The sequence below is a fragment of the Mucilaginibacter sp. P1_A3 genome (genome assembly GCF_056406855.1).
In genome coordinates this window covers 1-25900 of record NZ_JBFTZJ010000003.1, presented here as the reverse complement: position 1 = coordinate 25900, position 25900 = coordinate 1, and the positions used below count along the sequence as shown (strand labels likewise).

Annotated in this window: 24 protein-coding genes; 11 read left to right on the top strand and 13 right to left on the bottom strand. The window is 41.8% G+C overall.

From position 1 onward, the window contains the following. Nucleotides 1–116: 116 nt before the first annotated feature. Together AC1D0K_RS06790 and AC1D0K_RS06785 are read left to right on the top strand one after the other, a co-directional pair. On the top strand, nucleotides 117–1934 hold the full coding sequence (locus AC1D0K_RS06790; RefSeq protein ID WP_477392079.1) for a S8 family peptidase: 1818 nt from the start codon (nucleotides 117–119) through the stop codon (nucleotides 1932–1934). A gap of 34 nt (nucleotides 1935–1968) precedes the next feature. Beyond that, the gene (locus tag AC1D0K_RS06785; protein WP_477392078.1) at nucleotides 1969–3174 is read left to right on the top strand and encodes a ComEC/Rec2 family competence protein; all 1206 of its coding nucleotides are present in this window, start codon (nucleotides 1969–1971) and stop codon (nucleotides 3172–3174) included. Nucleotides 3175–3229: 55 nt separating this feature from the next. On the opposite strand, the gene AC1D0K_RS06780 is transcribed toward AC1D0K_RS06785, so the two are convergent. After that, entirely contained in the window at nucleotides 3230–5536 is a 2307-nt protein-coding gene (locus AC1D0K_RS06780) for a PAS domain S-box protein (RefSeq protein ID WP_477392077.1), read from the bottom strand. Between the two features lie 91 nt (nucleotides 5537–5627). Next, complete coding sequence (locus AC1D0K_RS06775; RefSeq protein WP_477392076.1) at nucleotides 5628–6245, bottom strand: thioredoxin family protein; 618 nt, start codon at nucleotides 6243–6245, stop codon at nucleotides 5628–5630. A 263-nt stretch (nucleotides 6246–6508) separates the two neighbouring features. Here AC1D0K_RS06775 and AC1D0K_RS06770 point away from each other — a divergent pair, with 263 nt between their 5' ends. Continuing rightward, nucleotides 6509–6748 (top strand): hypothetical protein, encoded by a 240-nt coding sequence (locus tag AC1D0K_RS06770; protein ID WP_295711331.1) that lies wholly within the window; start codon nucleotides 6509–6511, stop codon nucleotides 6746–6748. Between the two features lie 194 nt (nucleotides 6749–6942). On the opposite strand, the gene AC1D0K_RS06765 is transcribed toward AC1D0K_RS06770, so the two are convergent. The 3 genes from AC1D0K_RS06765 to AC1D0K_RS06755 all read right to left on the bottom strand — a co-directional run bounded on the left by AC1D0K_RS06765 (nucleotide 6943) and on the right by AC1D0K_RS06755 (nucleotide 8671). Beyond that, nucleotides 6943–7167 carry a hypothetical protein gene (locus AC1D0K_RS06765; protein WP_477392075.1) on the bottom strand — a complete coding sequence of 75 codons (225 nt, stop codon included), beginning with the start codon at nucleotides 7165–7167 and terminating at the stop codon, nucleotides 6943–6945. A 92-nt stretch (nucleotides 7168–7259) separates the two neighbouring features. After that, entirely contained in the window at nucleotides 7260–8480 is a 1221-nt protein-coding gene (locus tag AC1D0K_RS06760; protein WP_477392074.1) for a family 8 glycosyl hydrolase, read from the bottom strand. A 14-nt stretch (nucleotides 8481–8494) separates the two neighbouring features. Further along, the gene (locus AC1D0K_RS06755) at nucleotides 8495–8671 is read right to left on the bottom strand and encodes a hypothetical protein (protein WP_477392073.1); all 177 of its coding nucleotides are present in this window, start codon (nucleotides 8669–8671) and stop codon (nucleotides 8495–8497) included. Nucleotides 8672–9158: 487 nt separating this feature from the next. Between AC1D0K_RS06755 and AC1D0K_RS06750 the strand changes: the two genes are divergently transcribed. Both AC1D0K_RS06750 and AC1D0K_RS06745 read left to right on the top strand, forming a co-directional pair. Then, complete coding sequence (locus AC1D0K_RS06750) at nucleotides 9159–9518, top strand: response regulator (protein WP_295711323.1); 360 nt, start codon at nucleotides 9159–9161, stop codon at nucleotides 9516–9518. A gap of 153 nt (nucleotides 9519–9671) precedes the next feature. Further along, on the top strand, nucleotides 9672–11540 hold the full coding sequence (locus tag AC1D0K_RS06745; protein WP_477392072.1) for a CHASE3 domain-containing protein: 1869 nt from the start codon (nucleotides 9672–9674) through the stop codon (nucleotides 11538–11540). Between the two features lie 15 nt (nucleotides 11541–11555). On the opposite strand, the gene AC1D0K_RS06740 is transcribed toward AC1D0K_RS06745, so the two are convergent. The 3 genes from AC1D0K_RS06740 to AC1D0K_RS06730 are packed head-to-tail and all read right to left on the bottom strand — an operon-like array spanning nucleotide 11556 to nucleotide 15562. Beyond that, entirely contained in the window at nucleotides 11556–13151 is a 1596-nt protein-coding gene (locus tag AC1D0K_RS06740; RefSeq protein WP_477392071.1) for an MFS transporter, read from the bottom strand. Then, the gene (locus AC1D0K_RS06735) at nucleotides 13144–14217 is read right to left on the bottom strand and encodes an HlyD family secretion protein (RefSeq protein ID WP_477392070.1); all 1074 of its coding nucleotides are present in this window, start codon (nucleotides 14215–14217) and stop codon (nucleotides 13144–13146) included. Before AC1D0K_RS06735 ends, AC1D0K_RS06740 begins: the two co-directional genes overlap by 8 nt. 4 nt (nucleotides 14218–14221) lie before the next feature. Further along, entirely contained in the window at nucleotides 14222–15562 is a 1341-nt protein-coding gene (locus tag AC1D0K_RS06730) for a TolC family protein (RefSeq protein WP_477392069.1), read from the bottom strand. A gap of 19 nt (nucleotides 15563–15581) precedes the next feature. Between AC1D0K_RS06730 and AC1D0K_RS06725 the strand changes: the two genes are divergently transcribed. Beyond that, nucleotides 15582–16442, top strand: a complete 861-nt coding sequence (locus AC1D0K_RS06725; RefSeq protein ID WP_477463031.1) for a helix-turn-helix domain-containing protein — start codon at nucleotides 15582–15584, stop codon at nucleotides 16440–16442. Here the strand turns inward: AC1D0K_RS06725 and AC1D0K_RS06720 are convergent, their stop codons facing one another. The 4 genes from AC1D0K_RS06720 to AC1D0K_RS06705 all read right to left on the bottom strand — a co-directional run bounded on the left by AC1D0K_RS06720 (nucleotide 16443) and on the right by AC1D0K_RS06705 (nucleotide 19760). After that, nucleotides 16443–17300 carry a universal stress protein gene (locus AC1D0K_RS06720; protein WP_477392068.1) on the bottom strand — a complete coding sequence of 286 codons (858 nt, stop codon included), beginning with the start codon at nucleotides 17298–17300 and terminating at the stop codon, nucleotides 16443–16445. It lies immediately after the preceding gene. 305 nt (nucleotides 17301–17605) lie between these two features. After that, nucleotides 17606–17905 carry a hypothetical protein gene (locus tag AC1D0K_RS06715; protein ID WP_477392067.1) on the bottom strand — a complete coding sequence of 100 codons (300 nt, stop codon included), beginning with the start codon at nucleotides 17903–17905 and terminating at the stop codon, nucleotides 17606–17608. A gap of 360 nt (nucleotides 17906–18265) precedes the next feature. Then, a complete protein-coding gene (locus AC1D0K_RS06710; RefSeq protein WP_477392066.1) occupies nucleotides 18266–18982 on the bottom strand; it encodes a pirin family protein in 717 nt (238 codons plus the stop codon). 205 nt (nucleotides 18983–19187) lie between these two features. After that, nucleotides 19188–19760, bottom strand: a complete 573-nt coding sequence (locus AC1D0K_RS06705; protein WP_477392065.1) for a Crp/Fnr family transcriptional regulator — start codon at nucleotides 19758–19760, stop codon at nucleotides 19188–19190. Nucleotides 19761–20188: 428 nt separating this feature from the next. Here AC1D0K_RS06705 and AC1D0K_RS06700 point away from each other — a divergent pair, with 428 nt between their 5' ends. The 5 genes from AC1D0K_RS06700 to AC1D0K_RS06680 are packed head-to-tail and all read left to right on the top strand — an operon-like array spanning nucleotide 20189 to nucleotide 25578. Beyond that, nucleotides 20189–21361 carry a glycoside hydrolase family 172 protein gene (locus AC1D0K_RS06700; protein ID WP_477392064.1) on the top strand — a complete coding sequence of 391 codons (1173 nt, stop codon included), beginning with the start codon at nucleotides 20189–20191 and terminating at the stop codon, nucleotides 21359–21361. After that, entirely contained in the window at nucleotides 21361–22221 is an 861-nt protein-coding gene (locus AC1D0K_RS06695) for a fumarylacetoacetate hydrolase family protein (RefSeq protein WP_477392063.1), read from the top strand. The genes AC1D0K_RS06700 and AC1D0K_RS06695 overlap by 1 nt, the downstream gene beginning before the upstream one ends. 4 nt (nucleotides 22222–22225) lie before the next feature. Beyond that, complete coding sequence (locus AC1D0K_RS06690) at nucleotides 22226–23437, top strand: DUF6786 family protein (RefSeq protein ID WP_477392062.1); 1212 nt, start codon at nucleotides 22226–22228, stop codon at nucleotides 23435–23437. A gap of 36 nt (nucleotides 23438–23473) precedes the next feature. Then, nucleotides 23474–24760, top strand: coding sequence for an L-fucose:H+ symporter permease (gene fucP / locus AC1D0K_RS06685; protein WP_477392061.1), 1287 nt, complete (start codon nucleotides 23474–23476; stop codon nucleotides 24758–24760). A gap of 29 nt (nucleotides 24761–24789) precedes the next feature. After that, entirely contained in the window at nucleotides 24790–25578 is a 789-nt protein-coding gene (locus AC1D0K_RS06680; RefSeq protein WP_295711296.1) for an SDR family oxidoreductase, read from the top strand. Between the two features lie 112 nt (nucleotides 25579–25690). On the opposite strand, the gene AC1D0K_RS06675 is transcribed toward AC1D0K_RS06680, so the two are convergent. Then, on the bottom strand, nucleotides 25691–25900 hold a 210-nt coding region (locus AC1D0K_RS06675), incomplete at its 5' end, for an integrase core domain-containing protein (protein WP_477463030.1).

Genomic DNA, 25900 nt, shown 5'->3' with positions numbered 1-25900 from the left:
ATTATACCTTGTTTGATATTTTATAATACTCTAAATTGGTATAATTATCTACCATTTAGATGGCTTCGATTTTAAGCCTCAATTAACAAGTAAGTTAAACCTAAATTCTTTCTTGTATGATCATCAACCCTGGATTAATAGAGAGCCTTATTTTTAAAAGATTTCAGCAAACTTTGCGCTTTACGCAGGATTCGCCAATTTTTCCTGATGTTTGGCTTGCCTATTTTGAACAACGCGGAGATCTTAAACAAAGCCGGGTAGATCTTATTCTGTCACCTCATAAAAATTCCTCCGCCTCGCAATTATTTACTGCATTGTCCCATAACCTGCTGCGGCAGGAAAAGCCGGAAGAAACAAGCGGCTGGCAACTGGCCACCAGTGGCGAATCTGTAGTAGCCTGCCTTACTTTTGAAGAACTGATTTTAGTTGCTTTACCCATGACGCAATGGTGGCAAACCTACCTGTTTAAAAATAAGGAGCCTACCGAAGATTATTATTGGCTTATCCGGCTTATCGGGGCAATTGTGTTATCGGCAAAAACCAATCAAACTCAAAGCGATAAGCCGGCTGAAATATTAGAAGAATTTGAACACGCTTTTCATACCTACTTTGATGAATTTAAGCCCTTTAAAATAAAAGCGCCCGTTACCCTATGGGCTATAAACCGCAACAGGCGCGCGACGCTAACCATTGAAAGATCGGTACCGGCAACCAAAGCTGATGCCGGCAGGCGCTTATTCGAAATTGATGGTTCGGGTATTGCCTGGGCTGTACTTGATTCTGGCATTGATGCGCGCCACCCGGCCTTCCGGAAAACCGATACAACTACAAAAAAACCTTTTGACGATGCATTAGGCGATAAAACGGATAAATTCTCTAATCATACCCGGATAGTTGCATCCTATGATTTTACAAGGTTCAGAAAAGTGCTTGCAAGCATCCATAAACAATATGCTTTTGACAAACCACGACATATCCCCTCGGCCATCAAATCATCCGGCGATAGCGATGATGCGGGGCTTTCAGATAGCGAGTTAATGGACTTTGTTAAGGAAATAGATAATGATCTTAGAAACGGCAGGCTCCTGGATTGGTCGGTTATTGCTCCGCTGTTGCGGATTCCGCATAATATCCAGGAATACTATCCGCCTGTGCACCCGCATGGCACCCATGTAGCCGGTATTATAGGCGCAGGTATAAAAGATGAAGTTACCATGCAAAACGTCATAGGCATGTGCCCTGGTATAGATCTTTATGATCTTCGGGTAATGGATGATTCCGGGTCAGGAGAGGAATTTAATATCCTGGCAGGCATCCAATTCATCCGCTGGATGAACAATCAGAAAGATGAACCGGCTATACATGGTGTTAACATGAGCTTTTCGATGGTGCATGAGGTGGCCAGCTATGCCTGTGGGCAAACCCCGGTTTGTATCTGCTGCGAAAAGCTGGTTAACGAAGGTACCGTTATTGTTGCCGCCGCAGGCAACCTTGGGCAGGCATTGTTTACAAGCACCGATAGCAGCACAAGTGCAGGGTTCCGGATGGTAAATATAACCGACCCCGGAAACGCCGAGTTGGTTATTACAGTTGGGGCAACTCACCGTAACAGGCCACATGACTACGGTGTATCCTACTTTTCGAGCAAAGGCCCCACCGGCGACGGAAGGTTAAAACCTGATCTTGTTGCCCCGGGAGAAAAAATTGTTTCAACCAGTATAGACAACAGTATGGAACGCATGGATGGTACATCTATGGCTGCCCCCCATGTTTCGGGCGCAGCGGCGCTCATATTAGCCAGGCATCGTGAGCTTATTGGCAAGCCGGGCAAAGTTAAACAGGCCCTGTGCAAAACAGCTACCGATCTGGGCCGGGAAAAGTACTTTCAGGGTTGCGGCATGCTTGATGTGTTGCGGGCCATTCAATCGATTTAAAAAACAGTTTATCATTCACTAAATCTCATTTCATATGCTTTTCAGTTTAGAAGTTCTTGAAGCTAAATATGGTGATTGCCTGTTGCTTCATTTTGGCGACCCTAATGATCCAAAATCTATCTTGATTGATGGAGGCCCACCGGGTGTTTACTCAAAAACATTAAAGCCCCGGCTTATGGCGATTAAAGCAAAACTCGCCGGCGACGAACCATTGCCCCTCGCCATGGTCATGATCAGCCATGCTGATGAAGATCATATACAGGGCATTATTGATCTTACAGATTCTATGACAGATAAATTATCTGAGAAGGAACAACAGGATTTCATTATTGATAACTTTTGGTTTAACAGTTTTGATGATATTATCGGGAACCAGCAAATACCCATCATTAAAGATTTAAAAACTTCTGCACATGCGGCAGATATAAGCTCCCTGCAAATTCCTCAGTTTGATAATGCCCCCGAACATATTGTTGCCGTAATAGCCTCTACAGGCCAGGGAAGGCATATCCGCGATAACGTTGCCAAGTTAAATCTATCCGTTAACGCCCCCTTTCAAAATCTTAAGCCAGGTAATACAAAACTTGTTCGCGGCGATATCAAGACTAAAAATTTACACATCGGCGATCTGGAAATTATTGTGGTTCATCCTACCGCGCAACGATTACAGGAACTACAGACGCAGTGGGACAAAGATTTAAAAAAAGCAGCCAAAGCAAAAAGCAAGGAAGAAAGTAAGAAGATTATTGTTTCGAGTCTTATTAATAATGATAAATCGCCGTTTAATTTATCCAGCATAGTTTGCCTGGTTAAGTTTGGCGATAAAAAAATGCTGCTTACCGGCGATGGCAGGAGCGATGATATATATGCCGGCTTAAAACTAAAGGGACTGCTTGATAAAGATGGCAAAATACACGTTGATATACTTAAAATGCCGCATCATGGCAGTAAAGCAGATATGACCCCGGAATTTTTAATGAATGTAACTGCAGATCATTACGTGGTATCGGCCAGTGGTAAATTTAACAACCCCGATCAGGAAACATTAGATATGATGGACCAGTCCGTGAAAAAGGGAACCCTGCATTTAACCAACCATGATGGTGAGCTGGGACTTAAAAAAAAGATGGATGATTTTATAGAAAAACTAAGCAGTAATGGCAATCCTTTGCAGGTAGCTTTCCGGAATGATACCGACTTATCGTTTATCATTAATTTAGAAGAGAAGGTCAATTTTTAACTTTTAACAGCTAAACTCAATTTAAAACGAGGTAATAAACGCTTAGTTAAATAATTTATGACAGATCAACAACATCACCAATCTTATGGTGTATCTGGTATACTATGCCATCCATTTCGCTTACGCATATCCTGAGTAATGCAAAAATTTCTTCTTTCTCTTTTTCGTTTTTGGCTGCATCGGCAAGGTTAATAAGGCCAAGCATGTTGGCTACCGGCCGCCTTATCTCGTGCGAACTCATCCAGGCTACTTCCTTTAAAAACTCATTCTGCCGTTGTATTTCCTGTTCCTTTTCTTTTCTCAGGGTGATGTTTTGGTAAACCGCTATATACCCCAAATAGATACCCTGATCATCAAACATCGGGGTTAACTCTACCGAAACCCATAAAGGAATTCTAAATTTGGTATAGATCACCAGGTCGACAGAGAAGGCTTCGCGCATTTTTTGCTTGGCATACATGCTACTTATCTCATCCCTATCCATACCGGGTTCCCTTAAAAGCTCAAATGGCTCCCGCCCCCCCATTTCAACCAGGTTAAAACCGGCAATATCTTCAAATGCTTTATTGATCCATTGAACTCTATTTTCAGCATCGGTTACAATAATCATATTGTTAACCCTGGTAATAATATCGGCAAGGCGTTTATTTTCCTGGGTCGATCGCTTAAGATCATCAATATCCTTAACTACCCCTATTAACCTTATTGGCTCTTTATGGTCATTATAAATAAAATATCCCTGATCCATAATGTACTTATAATGGCCGTTACCACAATTTACCCGGTATTCGCATTCCCAATTTGTTTTACCTTCGTTACTTATCTTCTGCTGGCTTTTTTTAACCTCGGTAACATCATCCGGATGAATTAGTCCGCGCCACCACTCCAGGCTATATTCTATCTGATCATAAGGAATCTCGATAAGACGGGTTAAACTGGTATTATAAACAATATGATCACTGGTGATATCAAGGTCATATATTACATCTTTAGTGGCCTGCGCAACCAATTCATACCTTTCTACAGCATCCTTAAGCTTGGTATCCTTTAATCTATCCTCTGTTATATCTGAAAAATAAACAGCAACGCCCTCATCATCTGTTGGGTAGGCTGCCAACCGTATCCATTTGTTCAATATAACCGAATATTCTTCCTGCTTTACAACAACCCGTTCTTCCAGAGCTTTCTGGTAATACGGGTATAAGCGGTTCTTTTCTTTCGGAAACACCGTAAAAATACTCTCTCCAACAATGTTTATAACTTTTTCATCAATCAAATCTCTGAAAACCTGGTTAATACGGGTAATATTCATGTTATGGTCCAACGCAAAAAAAGCATCACTAATGCTATTCAAGGTATTTTCAAGACTGTACTGATATTTATTTCTTTCTATTTCTAATTGCTTCAGTTCGGTAATGTCCTGCATAGAACCTACCAGCTTTGAAACGGCAGGATCTTCATCATCCAAAAAAGCAAGTTGCCTTATATAACGGGTTTCGCCGTTTATTGCCAGGATGCGGTGCGTAATATCCATAGCCTTTCCCTTGCTAATAAGCTCATCAAGTGCCTGAATCATCATTTGGCGGTCTTCGGGGAAAATATGTTCCAGGTAAATATCAAATGCATCACGTGGATCGTCCTTGCTAATACCCGTAAGCGTGAACAGTTCATCAGACCATATCAATTTTTTAGTTTCAGGAAAAAACATCCATCCGCCCACTTTCGAGATCAATTGCGTTTCCCTTAATTTTTTCTTCTCGTTCTTCAGGTCCAGATTTATTTTTTCAAGTGTCTGTTCAAATAATATCCGTTCGGTCATGTCCTTAATCATAACCAGTACATTTGGCCGGTTATTAAAGATGATCTTATGCGATGTTATATTTACATAAATAAGGGTTCCATCTTTTTTGATATGGCGCCAGGTACCGCTTAAATTCAAATCACCCGACAATCGTTTAACCGTCTCAATCAGCCTTTCGGCGTCTTCCTGTGGCCTGATATCCAGAATGCTTTTTGCTAAAAACTCGCTTCTGCTGTATCCATAAGCTTTTACCGCCGCGTCATTAACCGAAATTATTTTTAGCTCTTCGTCGTATATCCACATCGGCACCGGATTGGCTTCATACATATTGCGGTACTGGTTTTCGCTTTGCTTCAGTTTTACATCATCCTTCCTGATGAGGTAGTATAAAAACCACCCATTAGTTACTACAAAAAAATACCCCTTGGCACTGCTGATCAATAGAAACTGATCCTCGGTAAATTGATGGGCGAAAAAAAAGAGCAGGCGGTCGCTAAAAGTGATCCAGAGGAGGCTGATAATAATATAAATAATGGCTATCCGGAAGGGGCCGTTTTGCATAGCTTGGCTTTAATTGACAATTAAATTAAACGGATTAAAATACTATTAGTTACATCAGAATACTTTTTAAGCTATTATTAGCTACAACACTTTAAATAGAACTTCCATCCTGTATAACTATTGGTTTATCTGCAATGCCTATAAATTCTGCAATTTCTGCTTCAGTGGATTTTTGTTTGTCTTTGGCGTACCATAAATGCAAATCGGTTGAATAAATAGCTATGGTAGCCGGGTCTGCTCTTAGTTTGCGTACCAATTGCTGTGCAACAGCCGGGCGTGGCCCCCAGGCCCCGGTTAAATTAAAATCTTCATTAAATTGTATCACTTTTGGAATTGATCGTGTTCCGTTAGTTAGCCAGGCATCCATTAATTCGGCGTTTTGATCCCGATAAACTAATCTCATTTCAATTTTCCCATCACTTAAATTGACTATGGCATTCAAAACCGGGAGTATTTGCGCCGCATCACCACACCAATGCTCTGTTAAAATTAACCAATAAATTTTGTGGCGCAGATTTTTAATCTGATTGGCTAAATGGGTTGATACCATATAAGTTTTTTCAACCCTGTACATTCTTCGTTGATTGAGGGTGATGTAATCTTTCATCTGGATATCTTTATTTGAAGCGTGGTCATCCGCCATTTGCTTTTTATATTGATCATATCCAACCCCCAGCTGCCAATAAGCTTTATAATCCAACTTTTCCATTCCTCTTTTTTTATTTACCGATTTCCATATTGATAAAGATAGTAATCCCTAAAATGGATAAGCAACACTATCAGTTATATATGTTCTTTTAAAAATTATTGAGAGCGTATAATACGAGCTTCAACATTATCGCAACCATTTTTTTTACTCAAAAGCCTGCCACACCTCAATTGCTTAAATTATGTTAAATTCTTTAAAGCCCGCAATAATGAAATTGCCGGAACGTATTTATAATACATCAGAATTACCATATACATCTAACAATGGATTACAAAATAAAATTAGCAGACGGATCTGCACATATCATCAGCATTACAAGTGCATACTTTAAAACATGGCATGTATGGAATATAAAATTTAAAGACGGCAGGGCAGCAATGCTTTTTAAGTTAGGAAATGAATGGATGCAGCGAAATGAAGATTTTCTGGACGAACATATTTTAACGGCGATAGGCAACACCATTGATAAAATCATTTGCAGACGGAAGACGCTGTCTTTTTAGTGCAAGGTGTTGAGCTTAATCACTGGCTGAGTGTTTTAGCCAGTGATTGGTATTTTATTAGCCTTTAAAGCAAGCGTCTGTTTTTCCTGAGGCTCTGCCTGTTATCTATAAAAGTAACAAGCTCAATAACCTTGCTCTTTGGTAATCAATATTTTTTTGAAAAGTCTCTCCTGCTTTATCAGACCAGATGATTATCATTTAAAACCGAATCTCTTTTTAGCATCTTCATGGCTGAAAGATTGGCCATTGTCTAATTGCGCTAATCCCTCTTTAACATCAGCTTGCTGATGTTTGCTTAAATTATCAAACCAATCCAATTCCCTGTTGCTGATCAAAGATTTAATATCTTTAATTAAACCTATATCATCGGAGTTAATAATTTGCTGTAATACATTTAGTTTTTCTGCCTGAATGTTCATATACCCCAATTTAGTAATTATTTCCAAAACAATCATATAACTGACAACGGAAGGCATAGCGTCGAAAAAAAGAAAAAAACAGAAATTTCTTTTCAACCCCTCCAATAATTTCCGCTCAAAATAATCATGTTGAGCATTTTTATGCTGTTGTCGTAATAATCGTAGTCTTTTATTTTAAAATGCAACAGGTAATCCCAGATGTGGTTGAGCCATTGCTGGTTTTTGGCTTCGGTTGTGGCAGCTATAGCAAATGGTGCAATAAAACTGAGTGCTTCAAAGTAGCGGGCAGGCAGATCATTGCCCGCCAATGTGTAGCCGGCAGAAATATTGTCGGGATTATCCTTAGTTGTTAGCCGTATCCAGCGGTTAATTTTGGTACTTATGACTTTGGCACGGGTGTCGCCATACAATAAATAGTCGGCAGTTATGCGCCATGGAACCCGGCAGGCATTGTAATTATAATAGCCATCGTATTTTGTTTCCAGGTACATGGCTTTGGCCGGGTGCGGGTGATGATTCACCTGCTGGATAAAATCGGGCAGCAAACCCGCATCTGGGCTGTATTGTTGTTGCATCAATGCAAATAAACGGTAGGTGTTGTCGGTTACCTTATCCCAACGGCTATCTCCCGTAGCGGTTTTAAAGGCTTTAAAATGCGAGGGCATAAAATCCGACGGGCGAGTATCAAAATAATCTTTGCTATCCGCCTCTACCTCATTACTGAGGAGTACCGTAAAAGTTTTCCGGTTAATTTCATAGCGCATGATATCGGCCATCAATACCCTGGCTGCTTTCAAATAGTTAATAGCGCCCTTGCTACCCCATTGTTTATCTGCCAGTAATAAGGAGTACGCGATATCTATATCGCCATCGGCGGCCGAAGAGTGATCAAGGTTATTGCCTTTTACATCCTGCGCCCAGCCCATAAGGTATTGCCCTTTTTTTGCCGGGTGCGCCCGGTAATAGCTAAACAATGCATCATAAACCGCCTTGGCAGATGGATCGGCACCGGCCATGAGTGGCACGATGATCATACCGTACCCCTGCCCCTCTGATACGCATTGCTTATTGCCCGACCTTTCAAACCAAATATAACTTTGACCTTTGCCCGGCACCGGTTTCACATAACGTTTTTTCCATTCCCGGTAAAAGGCGCGTACACTGTTATCCAGGTTTTGGCGGCTTACGTGGTTGGGGATAATGCTGCCCGCCGCATAGGTGGTATGCTGCGGAAAAGGTTTCAACGCAGGCTGTGCATATAAGCCAGAGCAGCCTAACATTACAGCGCACCATACAAACCCTTTTTTTAACATAGCATGTTTTATGGTTAAGAAAACAGTCCGTGGGTTATCTCCTTAATTTCGGCATCGGCATAAAAATAAATAGTACAGCCCTGCGGACCATCAGTTATAGTCAAAATATCGTCGCGTTTAATGTTATTCTCGTTAATGAATGTTGCCAGGCGGGTATGCGTAACAAATGTATCCGATTTTAAAATGATCATGTTGGTATTTTTTATAAATACAAGGTAGCCTTTTTACCTCAACAAGCGGTTAAAGCCTGGCGCTTAACAAAAGCAATTGATATAGTTAAAAATCGCCCCAAAATATTTTCTTATTATTTATAAAAAATACTCAACCCACTGATAAACAATACATATACAAACTCTTCACTGGCACTTTCAACTGCAAATTCGGGTGAGTGTTTCATCTGTAATATAAGCACTCTAACGGCTTTGCATTTTTTAATTATCGGTTCATTCCCGGGCTGTACTTTTAACGACGTAAGCTATTCGATGCAAATTTCCTTGAAATTAAAATACAAAGTCAAAATAGGCGTTTTGGTTAAAATATTAATTAAAATTATATTTTTTCTAAGCATTGCTTTGTAATATTGCATTCAACCATGTTAATTTGCACGATAAGCAAAGGGGCAAAATATTTTAGCTTAACAGCGATTATTAATTATATTTATAATAACTTCATAGCAGAATGATAAAAAAAATACTTGTAATAGAAGATGATGAAGATATTTTAGACTCAATTGATACCTTATTGAGCTTAAACAATTTTGAGGTAAAAGGAATAACCCAAACAGATGATATTATTGCAGTAGTAAAAGCCAACAATCCCGACCTGGTACTAACCGATTATATTTTACCGGGCATGAACGGCGGCAAAATTTGCCAGGTTATTAAAAACGATAAGGAGCTAGCCCACATCCCGGTTATTTTGATGACAGCCTACCATAAACAAGCTATTGCAATTGGTAATTTTGGCCACGATGCCTATCTGCCAAAACCATTTGAAAATCAGCATCTTGTTAATATCATTAATAAATTGCTTAACTAAATGTAATTCAGTTATTAAACTTCCCACGAAAAAATTCAAATAGATTTAACTTAAATTGAATACTTAATCATAAGTAATTACAAATTAAATATTTTAATTTTATATCCTTTATTAAGCGAGTAAATTCCCTATAAAGCTAAATCTTCTATTAAAATGAAATTATCGCTTAATCGCAATCTGCAAATCGGATATGGCTTTTCTCTTGTTGTAATCATCATCATTTCCATCGCATCGTATTTAAGTATCCGATTTTTGTTAAACAGCGCCGCCCTGGTTGATCATAGTAACCTGGTGATTCAAAAACTCGAAAACACCGCGTCTATCATGAAAGATGCTGAAACTGGGCAGCGCGGTTACCTGCTTACCAAACGCGAAGAATTTTTAGAGCCCTATAACGGCGCCTATACAAAAGCGCTCAACCAGATACAACAAGTCCAGCAGTTAACCGTAGATAATCCTGAGCAGCAGCGGAATATAGCAGAGGTTAAAAGGGTTTTAAAAACCAGGTTAAGTATTTTACAGCAAATACTGGACAAATACAAAAGCGACCAAAAGGTAAACATTGATGACCTTGCCAGGGGAAAACTTGCTATGGATGCCCTACGTCAACAGATTAACATAGCCGAGACCGACGAAACTAAATTACTAAATGCCCGCGTAGGCACTTATAAAACTTACACCACTTATGTACCTGTTATTATTGTTATTGCAGCTTTGCTCGGCTTAATTTTTACCATTGTATCATACATAAGTGTTACGAACATTATTGCCGGGCGCACAAAAATGCAAAACGATCTTAAAAACAAAGAGCATGAAACAGCGGAGCTAAATGAAGAACTTGCCGCTGCAAATGAAGAGATGACGGCCATTAACGAAGAACTGCTGGCCAGTAATGAAGAGCTTTCTGTATCGCAATATAATCTTCACGCGCTTAATAACGATCTGGAAGAAAGGGTTGCTGCCCGTACCGAAGCGCTCTCGTTAAGCGAAACCCGGTTCCGGAAAATAATGCAAACCATCCCCCAGATAGCCTGGACAAATACTGCCTCGGGCGAGGTTGACTTTTATAACCAGCAATGGTTTGATTATACCGGCTTAACCTTTGATGAAACCAAAGATTGGGGTTGGCGCGAGGTGATCCACCCGGACGATATCATGCACAACCTGCAACGTTTCCGGGCTATTATTGACAGTAAGGAATCCGGCGAGTTCGAAATCCGCGAAAAACGTTTTGATGGCGAATACCGCTGGCACCTGGTACGAATGGCCCCCTTAAAAAACCACAACGGCGAGGTGCAGCTGTGGGTAGGTACAGCTACCGATATCCAGGAAATTAAACAGCTGCAGCAGCAAAAAGATGATTTTATAAACATTGCAAGTCATGAACTCAAAACGCCTTTAACCAGCCTTAAATCATCTGTGCAGCTTATCCATACGATGAAAGACAGGCTCTCGCCCGAAAAAATGGACGATCTGGTAATCCGGGCCAACAAAGGGGTAAACAAAGTTGCCTATTTAATTGAAGACCTGCTGTACATTGGTAAACTAAACCAAGGCCAGCTTGATTTAAATAAAACGTCAATAACGCTATCACGTATCATTAATGACAGCAGCAATCACATCAAAATATCCGGAATCTACAAAGTGATCACTACCGGCGATATGGCGCTACAGGTATTTGCAGATGGAGAGCGCATTGAACAGGTTGTAGTGAATTTTGTTAACAACGCTATAAAGTACGCCCCATTATCCAAAGAAATCTATATAGACATAACGAAGGATGACACGATGGCGAAAGTATCCGTAACAGATAAAGGCCCCGGTATTTCTCACGAAAAGCTCCCCTTCCTGTTCGATCGTTATTTTAGGGTACAAAGCAGTGGCAGCCAATACTCCGGCCTGGGCATAGGCCTTTACATCAGCGCCGAGATCATCAAAAAACACAACGGTGAAATTGGAGCCGACAGTAAACCGGGCGAAGGGAGTACATTCTGGTTCACATTGCCGCTACAGGCTAAATAAAGCAATAAACTACCCTTAAAACGCTACAGGCGCAGGTTGGTTGGATTTTATACTGATGTTTGTTTGATTAACCGAAGGGAAAAGGGCAATAAGCACAATTGCAGCCAAAATGAGCCAGCTGATAAATTGGTAATAATCTACCGCAAAACGTAGCTGAGCCTGTACACCTACACTTTTATTTAATAATCCGTTTGCTATTTTCACGGCCTGATCGGGGGCAGTACCACCGCCAATGAGTGCCTGCTTATATTGGGTAAGGCGCTGCACTGCAACCGGATTTAGCGAGCTTAATTGTTCCTGGAAGCGATTGTAATGATCACGTTGCCCGTAAAGCTGAAAAAAGTTGATCATCCCGATGCTGGTACAAAAACCAAAGAAGCGCACAAAAATACCAAAGGCAGATCCCGTAGTACCGAAACCGGGTGCACATGATGAAACAACAAACAAAATTATGGGTACCATTAACATACCTGCCCCAAGCCCTTGTAGTATTAATGGGATAATGAGATCTGAACTATCGGCCTGCGTGCTAAAAATAAAACACATGCGCACATGAAATATCAGCAGGATTACAAAACCATAAATAAAGATAAGCCTTGTAGGTTTTTTTAACAGCACCAACCGCGATGATATAATCACACTTAATATGATACCGGCAATATTATAAAGCAGCAAATAACCAATGTGTATAGGATCGAGCCCCAAAACTGTACCTAAATAGGATGTGGTAATACCAAAAGATCCTCTTATAATATAAAACACAAAAAGCAGCAGGGCCCCTAATAAAAATTTAGGTTGCCTGAATGCCCCCAGATGCAAATAAGGATTTTTTAAGCTCAGTTGCCGGGTAACAAAAATACCTGCAAGTAATACAATAGCTATAATGCTGGTTAATATCCGCCGGTCATCCAGCCAATCATATTGCTGGCCGTATACCAAAATATAACCAATAAGACATAGTGCTGCCGAATAGGTAACAAAGCTTGGCCAATCCAGCCGGTACAATGGTACTTTACGGTTAAACCGTACGTTGTTCATGATTAAAAACATGAGTACAGCTCCTGGTATGTAGGAGTATACCGCGCATTTATAAATTACATTATAGTTAAAGGTATCAATAATAGCGGCCGTAAGTAAGGTTGTTAAAGGTACAACAGCCAACAGTATGCAGTAAACAATAGAGTACGCAATCTCTTTTGACCGCTCATTGTGCAACCTGCTAAACATGAGGGTAAGGGTAATGCTGATAGTACCACAGGTTAACATCCCCTGGATATACCTCAATACTAAAAGCACAAAAAAGTATCGCGTAACATAACACAAATAACAAGTGATGATATGCAAAACTACGCCTATAAGCAGGTACTCTTTACTGGCAATGTTTTTAAAAAAACGCCCTTCCAACACAATAAAGCTGGCCATTGCCGCATATAAAATAATAAGGGAGTATTGCACATCATTTGGAGAGATGCCATAAAAACCCGCCGCGGCATTAACATTGCTTACAGATAACGCAAACAAAACCACACCCGGCAACACCACAATAAGCAATGTAAAACGGATAAGCCACTCTGGTGCCCAGTGTTTAAAAACGGGGATAGCCTTATTCATGACCCAACGCATTTTTTGAAACCGAAACACTGGCGTTCATGCCCGCGCTTAGCAAGCCCACTACTGCACCGTTATCAGTAATTTTTATTTTAACAGGTATGCGTTGCGCAATTTTCACAAAATTACCCGTTGAATTATCTGGCGGAAGCAATGAAAACCTTGAACCCGTAGCAGGTGAAAAGGAAATAACACTACCCGTAATTTTAGTATTAGGATAAGCATCCGCCGTGATCTGCACCGTTTTTCCGGTTTGCAGATATTTTAACTGGGTTTCTTTAAAATTGGCAATTACCCATTTACCGGTTTCTTTATCAACAATAAATGCCAGTGTTTGCCCAACCTGAATCTGCTGACCAGCCTGTATTGTTCTTCGGCCCATTTTTCCGTTATATGGCGCGGTGATCACCGTATAGGATACATCGAGCTGATTACGCTGCAGCATAAGCTCCCTCCGTTTTATTTCTGAAATTACAGGATTGATCTGCGCCCTGCTGTCATTCACCTTTGAAAGCGAAGCCTGGTAATTACTCAATGCCGCCTGGTAATCAGATTGTGCCACATCAAGCCCGCTTTTAACGTTTTCCAACTGCTGCTTAGTAGCCGATTCTGCATCGAATAGTTTCTTATACCGGTCATATTCCTGCTGCTGCCTTACCAATTTTGCTTTAACGGCATCTATCTGGGCATTGTTAACCTGGGCAATTTTAGCAGCGGTTTGTACATTGCTCTCCAACACCGCCACCTGCGACCGTGCATTTTGCAAGCCGGCTTCGCCTTCTTCTTTTTGCAGAGCATACTCCCGGTTATCAATAACAAGCAGGGTATCGCCTTTTTTTACGTCCTGGTTTTCATCATACCTAATCTCTTTAATATAACCGCTTACCCTCGAAGTAATGGGGTTAATATATTCTTCAACCTGGGCATCATCGGTTTCTTCATAGTTATATAAATTGTATAGTGTAACTATGCCCCAGCCGCATAAGGCCAGCGCTATGATCCCGGCTATCCAGGCCGTTATTTTCGTTATTAATTTATCGGTAGTTGTGTATGTATGTTGCTTGCTCATTTTATTAAAGATTGCCGGTAACGTTTTGTAATTGATAGTACTGTAATTGTGCCGCTATCTGCGCAGCGGCCAGGTCAAAGCGGGTTTGTAATAACTGGGTATCCGCATCAAGCAGGTCGGTTATTAAGGATGTTTGGTTAAAGTAGGTATTGCTTACTATCCTGCGGTTTTCCGTTGCTTGTTTAATATTGGTTTTGCTAACTTCTACCCGGTTAAGCGCTTCATTGAAACGCAAATACGCCTCATTAACCTGCTGCCTTACATTATCCTGCGTTTGGGCATGTTCAACTTCCTGGCTTTCATACTCCAGCCGGGCCACTTTTGCCTTATGGTAATTATGATAAAATGATGAAACAGAAAAAGATGCCTTTATGCCAGCCAGCCCAATACCATATATGTATGGCGAATAAGGGTATAAAAAAATCTGGGGATAGCTGTATTTGTACTGCGCAAAAAAACCGATCCGGGGCAAAACATTTGCCTTTACATTTTTGAGCTGTAGTTTCTTCAGTTCGGTTTCCTGTTCAGATATTTTAACCTGGTAAGCATTGCTGCCGGCATCTGTAAGGTAAGCCTGGTTAGTTTTCAGCGTAAGGGAGTCAAGCACATTACTGGTTGTAGGGGCTATGCGCTCATCATCGGGCAAGCCAATCAGTATGTTTAATTTTTGATTGGCAATTGCCAGGTCGTTATTCAGCTGAACCAGCGATAGCTTTTGCCTTGATAATTTCAATTCGGCCCTTAAAACATCACTTTTTAAAACAACGCCATTTGCTTTTAACGCCTGTATTTGTCTTAATTGTTTTTCCTGCGCCTCAATATCTTTCAGCAAAAGATCCCTGAAAATGATGCTGCGTTGCATATCCAGGTAATAGGCTGCGGCCCTGAGTTTTACTTCAGACAGGGTCAATTTTTTTTGCTCGGCGGCAATTTTGTTTTCGCTTTTGCGGGCTTCAATTTCAATATTGAGTTTGTTGCCATTGTAAATATTCAGATAAGCATCCGCGCCTAAGGTATAAGTGCTATGCAATACCTCAAACTGGGTAGGCGATTTAAAAATCCCGTTTTCGTAAACCGGCATATTGCTTATCCTGGCATACTCGCCTTCAATGTTGATATCCGGCAGCCTTTCGGTTTTGGCATTTTTAATTTGTTCAACGCTGCTTTCCAGGTGAAGCTGCTTCATTTGCACTGCCTTATTATAGCTTGCCGCGCGTTCCCAAACCTGGTTTAAGGTTAGTGGTATACTGAGTAATGAATCTGTTTTAACCGCCCTTGCTGATGCGCGCTGGAGTGGGAAATACACAACAGATAACAGTAAAATATTTTTAAAATACGATTTCATAAAATTTGATAATACAAAATTGAGCCTTTTACACCTAAGTAATTTTATGTACTTTGCCAAACTTTTACTCATTTCAGCCAAAGCAAACGTGATTGATACTGAAGCATTTTTAACCGCCATTGATCGCATCCCAGCATCGGTATATGTAATGCACGAAAAAAATGAGTTCAGATTACCGCAACACGCGCATAAAAAAGGGCAGCTGATTTATATTGAAGGAGGGGTGGCTTATATTCACCTGGTTGATAAAACGCTTATTATACCGGCGCGGCATTATGTTTGGATACCCAAGGAGGTTAAGCACTTTATAGAGATGCACAAATCGGTAGCCATCATATCATTATACTTTTATGCCGATGACGATGATGACCATCCATTTTTTAATAAGGGGGGTATCTATCCCATCAATGCGCTTTTAATGCAAATGCTCTCCTACTCGGTACGGTGGGAAGGCGATGTGGTACCGGGCGATAAAGCTTTCCCCTTTTTAGCGGGTATCAAAAATATCCTGCCGGAGATTAGCAGGAAAGCTTTACCAATTGCACTGCCTACAACAGAAAACGAAAGGATGCAGCCGGTGTTGAAATATATTAATAACCACCTGTTTGAATCACTTAGCCTGGTAACACTAAGCCACGAAACCGGCTTTAGCGAACGTACCTTAACACGCCTGTTTCAGGCTACCATGAACATCTCGTTTCTGCAATATTTTAAATTGCTGCGCATGGTAAAGGCTATTGAAATGATGCTGCAAACAGATAGATCAATCAGCGAAATTGCCTACACTTTAGGCTACAATAATGTATCGGCTTTTAGCAACATATTTTATCAGTTAACCAAAACCAGGCCATCTGAATTTGCCAAACAGTTGTTATTATAATTACTGCGCGTTTTTTAATATCAGCACCGGTTTATAGTTATTCCGGGCAAGGCCTTTGGTTATATTGCGATGTGTTAAATTGTACAAAAAGCTATGCTTGCCGGGCAGCGCGATGATTAATTGCAAATCGTTTTTATAACAGAAATGATTAACACTTTTCAATACATCCTTCTCTACAGAATAATAAAACTTGTATTGGTAATTTTGCAGGTGCGTACTTATTTGCTCCACTACCTTGCACGTAACATCATCTTTAAATAATACCTGCGGTGTAGCATCAACATTTAACAACAACAGTTTGGGATGCGGCCAGTTCTGGATATGATTTAGGCGTTGAATTAAATTCAAAGAAGCAAAATTGCCAAGATCAAACGGCACCAAAGCCTTCTGCACCTCCTGGTACCGACTAAGCGCAGGAATAATAAGCACCGGGACTGTGCTTACCTTTGCAATTTTAATTAAATGATTACTAATATAACTTTCTTCAGTTGCCCCGGCGTGGTCGCTTCCTATCAGCAGTAAATCCGGTTTTTCCTGCTTAATTAGCTCCCTGAGTGAAAGCAGTAAGGGCATTTTGCTTAAAATAAAACTAACCCTCACCCCGGGATCTAATTTTTTTAATACCGATGCCTTTAAGTTTTCAAACTGGGTTGATAGCTGTCCGTTTAAAGCCTGCGCTTTATCTACAGCAAATTGAATAAAATCTGCCGTAGGCAATAGTTGCTCAAACTCGGTAATGTATACATTAACAACAAGTATAATTTGTTTTATCGGGTTGTTTTTGCTTAAAGCAACCGCGTAAGCTATGGCGTTATTTGATGATCTGGTAAAATCAATCGGAATTAAAATTTTTTCCATTACAGGTTCATTTATTGTGCAGCGTTTTTCTAAACCAAACCGTTTACAATCTTTAATCCTGTTCCCTGGTACTGGATCTCCCGTGTAAACAACTGGTAACTATTTATATTGATACACAAAATTGAGCCTTTTTAAAATTGCCCTGTTTATAAACAAGACCAATTACTTACTCATTCCCGCCACGCAAAAAAGCACCCTTACTGTTAATAGTAAGGATGCTTTTTTTGTTCGATAGCTCCATTTACCCTTTGATAGAGAAATACCTGTAACACCGCCAGTATTACCCGCTAATGCAGCGTGGCCTTCTACTTCAGGGCCTCGTAAATCTCTGCTGCCAGCAAGCCGCTGCCGCCCCCGTAGTGCTGCACAATCTTGATTTTGGGGTTGCGATTACGAAAATAAGCGCACAGCTGATCTTCAGATGCAGGTTCAATACCGCCGCCAAGCAGTACCAGTGCAAATGCCTGTTGGTCAAAAGCAAGGGTAGCTTCTTCATCGGTTTGGCAGCCGGTAGCATTCCAATCGGGGTTATTATTTACCAGGCGTACCACCGTTGCCAATATCTCGGGATGGCGGCCTACTACTAATATTTGTGTTGATTCCATTTCTTATTTTTTATAATCGCTGCTAATCGTTGAATCCCAGACTTACTAAGTTTAACTCGATAATATTGTTTTTGGCCTCGTTGAGGGCTTCGCCGTTTAAAAACTTCGTATGTCTTTCGCCGTGTGTCATTTGCCTTTCAGAGTGGCGGGGTTTGTTAAAACCCTTTTTGTCATCCTGAACGATAGTGAAGGATCTATTATTCACCATGCTTCTTCGCCCTGTATAGTCTGTGAATAGACCCTTCGTTCCTCAGGATGACAAACTTTTTAAAACACTATTCCATTCCGCCAAAACCCTCATTTTCCACCTCCAATCAATTCATCATCTGAACATCTGCACATCTGAAATCTGCACATCTATTATATGCTCATCGGTACATCCATCAATAAAAATTCAGCGTCGGCGGTTGCTGTAATGGTAAATTTATCGGTATCCCAAATGCCCAGGGCATCGCGGTTATTTAATTGCTGTCCGTTAATTTCTACCTGGCCGCTTAGTACAAACGCGTAAACGCCGTTGCCTGCTTTGTGGATGGTGTATTCGGTACTTACTCCCTTATCAAACTTACCCAGGTTAAACCATGCATCCTGGTGAATCCATACCCCGGCATCGTCAGCATTGGGCGATAATACCTGTTGCAGTTTATTTTCACGATCGGCAAGGTTAAGCGTAATCTGGTCATATCTTGGCTCCACGTTGCGTTTGTTGGGATACAGCCATATTTGCAAAAACTTTACACGTTTGTCCTTATCCTGATTGTATTCGCTGTGGTAAATGCCTGTGCCGGCACTCATGGCCTGTATATCGCCATTTTTAATAACGGCGGTGTTGTTCATACTGTCTTTATGCTCCAGATCGCCTTCAAGAGGAATGCTGATGATCTCCATATTATCGTGCGGGTGTTTGCCAAAGCCCATTCCTGCATCCACGGTATCATCATTTAAAACGCGCAGTGCGCCAAAGCTCATCCGGTCGGGATTGTAATAACTACCAAAACTAAAAGAATGATAACTATTTAACCAGCCGTGGTTTGCGTGACCGCGGGTATCTCCTTTATGCAATATTGTTTGTGCCATGATGTATTTCCTTTTTTGTTGCTATAAAGGTACGGCGGTATTTGCAGGGCAAAGTTGATGTAGATCAAGTTTTTAGGTGAATGGTTAATTAGTGATAAGTGAGTAGTTGCACAGCGGTTAAGTTTACCCGGACACTTCACTCACAGAGGGAGCTTGGATGATGGTAATTTATGCCTGCTGCAAACTGATAACTGCCCACTGCAAACTATTTTCTGCTTCTCATTCTGCTAAAAAACTCAGGAGTTACTCCTATATATGATGCTATCTGCTTTTGGGGTAATGTATAAATGAGTGTTGGGTAGCGTTTGCAAAAGTTGTTATAACGATCTTCGGCGGTAAGGCTGAGGCCATCTATAAGGCGCTGCTGACTGGCCACAAGCGAGTTCTCCACCAAAACCCTAAAAAAATGCTCAAACTTGGGTATCTGCTGGTATAGTTTTTCCTGGTTGGTTTTGCTCAGCAGCAGTACCTGGGTATCTTCCAGTGCTTCAACGTTAAGGATGCCCGGCTTTTGGCTAATGAGGCTATACATATCTGCCATCCACCAATCGGGCGGGGCAAAGCTCAATACGTGTTCAATACCGTTTTTATCAACAGTAAATCCGCGCAGGCAGCCCGTGGTTACAAATGCCGAGTGCTTGCAAATATCGCCATCTGAAAGCCAGAATTGCTTCCGCTTAATAGCCTGGGGCTTAAGCAGGTCTGTAAAAACAACCTGCTCCTCTTTGGTGAGGTGAATGTGTTTGGCAATATTATTAAGGATGAGCGTAAACGGCATGTACAAAAATGTAGTTTTTTTTGTGATTGCGATATGTAAAATCAATATTATTGTTGGGGTTAGTGTTTCTGTTATCGATAAATGTAAATTAGCTTTTACAAAAGTAGGCCTACTATTCCTTTGTCATTATAAACGCTTGAAGTATCTATTACCCGAATGCATATTCGCCATGCAGATCCGATCTGTATAGTTTATAGATCCTTCGCTATCGCTCAGGATGACAAAATAATAGGAAGGCCGTATTGATGCTAAAATCCTTGTATGTTATGCTGATAAAGCAGGATAGATAAAAAGAAAATTATTTTTATGATTGTGACCGGCTTTGTCTTATTGTGTATAAGGCAGGTGTTACAGCAAATAAACACGGTATTGCATTTACCAATTGATGCACTATTAGTTTTTACCAACAGATAACCTATATGTTAAAAATGAAAAGTAATGTTTTATTAAGCTGCATGTTTGTTTTGCTGACATCATCTGCCGCCTTTGCACAAAAAAAATTTAATGGCCTTGATGTTGGCCTTGGTAACCTGTACCGTACCAGCGATGCCAAAACACGATCAATAAGTCCGGAGAACTTTACCGGCGAAAAGGGTAAGGGTGGCATGGCCACCACCGGCACAGGCAGCAATGCATCACGAGATCTGGGGCAAACCTGGAAAGTAAGCCCAAGCGTGGTGATCAAAAAACATACTACTTATACCATCGCCGAAATTAATGAGTCGGGCGCTATACAGCACATCTGGATGACCCCTACCGGCAACTGGCGCTATAGCATCCTGCGTTTTTATTGGGATGATGAAACAACCCCTTCCGTTGAGGTACCTGTAGGCGATTTCTTTTGTATGGGCTGGGGTAAGTATTCGCCCCTGTCATCATTAGCGGTAGCGGTAAATCCCGGCAGTGCTTTTAATTGTTACTGGCCAATGCCATTCCGCAAAAAATGCCGCATCACTATGGAAAATATCGACGATAACGATATGGTGCTTTATTACCAGGTTGATTACACCTTGACGGATATCCCGGATGATGCAGGGTATTTCCACGCCCAGTTTCGCCGTACCAACCCGCTGCCTTACAAAAAAGATTATGTTTTGGTAGATAGCATTGTGGGTAAGGGCCAGTATGTGGGTACTTACCTGGCCTATGGCAGCAACAAAAATGGCTGGTGGGGCGAGGGCGAGATCAAGTTTTTTATGGATGGCGATACTAAATTCCCTACTATAAACGGTACCGGTACAGAGGATTATTTCTGCGGATCATATGATTTTGATACCCGCCACAAAGATGCCGACGGCAAGGAGGCAGAGCATACCGAATACACCGAATTTAATACGCCTTACAGCGGCTTGCCACAGGTGATTCGCGGCGATGGGCATTACAACGTAGCACAGCGGTTTGGTTTATACAGATGGCATATTGTTGATCCTATCCGCTTTGAAAAAAGCCTGAAGGTTACCATACAGGCCCTGGGCTGGCGTCATGACGGGCGATACATGCCTTTACAGGATGATATTGCATCAACCGTATTTTGGTACCAAACCGGCGCACATACCCCATTCCCTAAATTACCCACACGAGACGAACTGGAAGTAAACTGATGAAACTATATAAAACCACCAAAGGAACAATCCTGGAGCATGCCGGGGCAGCCTATATTGTTGACGACCAATGGGACACACTGATTAACCGGGATAACCTGGCCGCATACCTGCAGGAAATCATTGATGATACCACAGCTTTAGGCGCCGACGTGCAACATGAGTTTTTGAACGGGCCGATACTGCCGCCTATAGGCGCACAGGAAGTTTGGGCAGCAGGCGTTACCTATCTTAAAAGCCGCGATGCCCGCATGGAGGAATCTGAAAACTCTGGCGCGGCAAGCTTGTATGATAAGGTGTACGATGCCCCCAGACCAGAGTTGTTTTTCAAAGCTACAGCGCAACGGGTATCAGGTCATGGTGCCGAGGTTTATATCAGGAAAGATTCGGAATGGAATGTTCCTGAGCCGGAGCTGACCTTGTATATCAATTCCAAAGGAAATATTCAGGGCTATACCATCGGTAACGACATGAGCTCGCGGAGCATCGAGGGCGAGAACGCCTTGTACCTGCCCCAGGCCAAGATTTATGAAAAAAGTGCTGCTTTGGGCCCATGCCTGTATGTAAGCGCTGACCCAATACCCGGCGAATCGGCCATAAAACTGGTTATTAAGCGTAATGACGTGCCTGTTTATGAAGACGAAACCACCATATCCCGCATCAAGCGATCATTCACCGAGCTTGTAGGCTATTTATATGCCGAGTGCGATTTTCCGCAGGGCTGTTTTTTGATGACAGGAACCTGTTTGGTGCCGCCGCCTACTTTCACTTTACAAGTGGGCGATGTAGTGGTTATTACTATCGATAACATTGGCACCATGGTTAATATTATAGGCATCAATCCCAAACATAAATTATAAGGTTATGAGCGCTTTAAAAATCTCTTCCCTGGTTATGTTGGCGGCAAGTATTACATCATGTACCATGCGCATGCCCCCGGCTACTAAAGGTAGTTTCAGGCACGATTTAGAGTTTTTAAAGAAACATGGCAGCGTTGTGGTTTTAAAAACTAAAAATAGCAGCGCGCAAGTTATAGTTTCTCCAAAATACCAGGCCAAGGTATTTACCTCCACAGCCGATGGTTTGGATGGAAACAGCTTTGGCTGGATCAAATACGAAACCTTCGACCTTAAGCAACCCGACCCGCACATGAATGCCTTTGGTGGCGAAGACCGCCTTTGGCTTGGCCCCGAAGGTGGCCCGTTCTCCGTGTTCTTTAAGCCAGGCACCAAAATGGAATTTGATAATTGGCATACTCCGGCAGCAATTGATAATGAAAGCTGGGAGCTGCTTTCTTCATCAGATACAAAAGCATCCATGAGCAAAGCTACCCAGATGCAAAACTACGCGGGTACGCTGCTTAACATCAAGCTGGAACGTGATATCGAGATCCTGGAGCCGGATGTGATTAAACAATTGTTAGGCATTAGTGCCAATGATTCGGTAAAATCGGTTGGCTTTAGCACCATCAATACTATTATTAATGCCGGCGATAAAGCCTGGGATAAAACTACAGGCGCTCCCTGTTTATGGAATTTGGATATGTTTACGCCATCGCCTAAAACCGTTATCGTAGTGCCCTATATAGATAAAGCAACAGGCAAAGTAGCTACCACTAATTATTTTGGCGAGATAGCTAAAGACAGGATCATCTACGGTAATGGCACCCTCCTTTTTAAAGCCGACGGCAAATCGCGCGGTAAGCTGGGCATCCCGCCAAACCGGGCCAAAAACATGGCTGGCAGCTATGATGCCAGTAACAAAGTATTAACTATTACCGTTTTTGACATAGATAGCGGCGCAAGTTATCTTAACCAGGAATGGAAGCCCGATACAGTCCCTTTTTCCGGCGATGCCGTGAACGCCTATAACGATGGCAAATTAGCCAATGGATCGCAAATGGGCCCGTTCTACGAAATTGAAAGCGTATCACCGGCAGCATTTTTAAAACCCGGCGAAAAGCTAACACATAAACACAGTGTGTTCCATTTTACAGGAGATGAGAAGGCATTGAATAGTATCGCCTTGAAAACGCTGGGTATTTCACTTAAGGATATTACATCGGCATTAAAATAAAACCAAATCAAGTAAACCAATTATAATAAATAACCAATGGCAAAAAATAAAGATCTGTTAGCAATAACCCTCATTACTTCCCTGTTTTTTATATGGGGCTTTGCGCTAAACTTAAATCCAATACTCATACCTCACTTAAAAAAAGCCTGCCAGTTAACTGATTTGCAGTCTTCATTAATTGATTCTGCATCTTATTTTGCCTATTTCTTGTTGCCCATCCCGGCAGCCCAATTCATGAAACGGTATGGCTATAAAGGAGGAATTTTATTAGGGCTGATACTTTTCTCGGTAGGAGCATTTTTGTTTTACCCGGCATCCATTGTAAGAAACTACGCGTTTTTCCTGGGAGCTTTGTTTATCATATTTTCCGGGGCCGCTTTTTTAGAAACTGCCGCCAATCCGTATATCACCGCCATTGGTGATCCTGCAAGCGCAACCCAACGTATTAATTTCGCCCAAACATTTAACGGCCTGGCAGCTGCCCTTGCGCCTTTAATCGGCGGTATTTTTATTCTATCGGGCAAAACTCTTACTGCTGTACAAGAATCGGCCATGTCACCAGGCCAATTGAATACTTATTTAAATAAAGAAGCGTCATCGGTACAAATACCTTACATCATTATTGCTCTTGGTGTGCTGGTGGTAACTGTTCTTTTATGGAGAACACATTTACCCGAAATTGTTGAGGAGGGCGAAGGCTCACCACTACATGAAAATTTATCATTTTTTCAACGCACAGGTGCACTTTTAAGGGAGAAGAACCTGAATTTTGGTGTAGCGGCACAATTTTTCTACGTAGGTGCACAAGCATGTGTTGGTAGTTTCTTTATCCGTTTTTCTGAGCGCGTATCGGGCATGGATGAAAAAACCGCAGCTTATTATTTAACTGCAGCTTTAATAGCCTTTTTGGCGGGCAGAGCCGTAGGCACATTTTTAATGACCTTTATTAACCCGGTAAAACTACTGGCCATTTATGCCGTTACCAATGTGCTGCTTATCTTACTATCGGTATTTCTGCATGGCAAGTTCCCGGTATTTGCATTGATAGGCGTGGAGTTTTTTATGTCGATCATGTTCCCAACCATATTTTCATTAAGCATCCGGGGCCTGGGCACCAAAACCAAGGAAGGTTCTTCACTGGTAATTATGGCCATTGTGGGTGGCGCGGTTTTCCCGCCTATTATGGGCAAACTATCTGATATGACCAACATCCAGGTAGCTTACCTGGTACCCGCAGCCTGCTTTTTATTCGTTTTTTATTTTGCAGTTAAAAACCTGAAGGTGAAAGAGGCCGCAGAGGTGAAACTAAGCGTTTCTCATTAATAGTATTTGATATTTTACAACATATAAGCATGAATTTACAACTTACAGATAAGGTAATTATAGTAACCGGTGGTGCAAAGGGCATTGGCGAGGGCATTGTTAAAGTACTGGCAGCCGAGGGCGCCATACCCGTTATTGTGGGCCGTAGTGAAGTGGATAACCTTAAAGTAGTGCATGAAATTGAAGCGGCAGGCGGTAAGGCTTTCCAGGTAGTTGCAGAACTTACCGATCCTACAGCAAGCGAAAACGCTATTAATGCCGTAGTTGCCAAATTTGGAAGGATTGACGGCCTGGTGAATAACGCGGGCGTTAACGATGGTGTTGGTTTAGAAAGCGGCAACTATGAAGGCTTTGTTGCCTCCCTGCATAAAAACCTGGTACATTATTACCTGATGGCGCATTTTGCTTTACCCGAACTTAAAAAATCAAAGGGAGCCATCCTTAACATCACTTCAAAAACAGCCGATACCGGGCAGGGCCATACCTCTGGCTACGCGGCATCAAACGGTGGCCGTAACGCTTTAACCCGCGAATGGGCCGTGGAGCTGTTGAAATACGGCATCCGTGTAAATGCCATTGTAGTAGCCGAATGCTGGACACCACTATATGAAAACTGGATAAAAACCTTGCCTGATCCGGGTGCTAAACTACAGGAGATTGAGGCAAAAATACCATTGGGCAACCGCATGACCACAGCCGAGGAACTGGCCAATACCACCGCCTTCCTGTTGTCGCCAATGTCAAGCCACACCACCGGGCAACTCATACATGTTGACGGCGGTTATGTGCATTTAGATAGGGCTCTGGCAAACGCGTAAGGCCTACGGATATGTAGATAGGGAAGATAGCAGACTTGAAAGTACAAGTGGTATGTACCCCTGCCGTCATTGCTGTAAGGGTTTAGTAATTCGGTAACAGAATCAGGTATTTTTATTTGTTGTTTAGGGTGACCATATCGATAGGTTTTTTACCATTGATGCCCTGATGTGGTCGTTCCCAGTTATAATAAACAAGATATTTGAGGAGTTCATCTTCCAGCTCTTCAAAGCTGTCGAAATCGGTATCTTCAATAAGGTCTTCTTTAAGGGTCCTCCAAAAGCGTTCCACCTTGCCGTTGGTTTGCGGCCGATTTGCGGCCGA